General features: G+C 63.5%; 1 protein-coding gene. It reads left to right on the forward strand.

Annotated features, from left to right (window positions below):
• A partial coding sequence (locus EN807_RS33115; RefSeq protein WP_281405249.1) for a D-arabinono-1,4-lactone oxidase occupies window positions 1–378 on the forward strand: 378 nt, incomplete at both ends.

Below are 378 nucleotides of genomic sequence, written 5' to 3' on the forward strand. Positions count from 1 at the left end.
GCCAGCGATCTCAGCGACGCGGCGCCCACGCCGCGGCCGACCGAGAACGACGAGGAGGGGCTGGCGACCTTGCGCAAGCTGCGCACCGTCTTGCGCTGGCTGCCGTCGCTGCGGCGGGCGCTGATCAAGGGCGCGGTGAAGAAGGTGCCCTCGGAGGACTATGTGCAGGACTGGCTCAACGTCTATGCCAGCGACCGGCAGACCAGGTTCAACGAAATGGAATATCATCTTCCCTTCGAGGAGGGGCCGAAGGCGCTGGCCGAGATCATCGAACTGACCGAGAAGCATTTTCCGGAAGTCTATTTCCCGATGGAGGTGCGGTCGGTGGCATCGGACGAATTCTGGCTCTCGCCCTTCCACAAGAGGCTCACCTGTTCC

Origin of the sequence: Mesorhizobium sp. M5C.F.Ca.ET.164.01.1.1 (assembly GCF_004792125.1) — a bacterium.
In the GTDB taxonomy this organism is placed as follows: Bacteria; Pseudomonadota; Alphaproteobacteria; order Rhizobiales; family Rhizobiaceae; genus Mesorhizobium; species Mesorhizobium wenxiniae.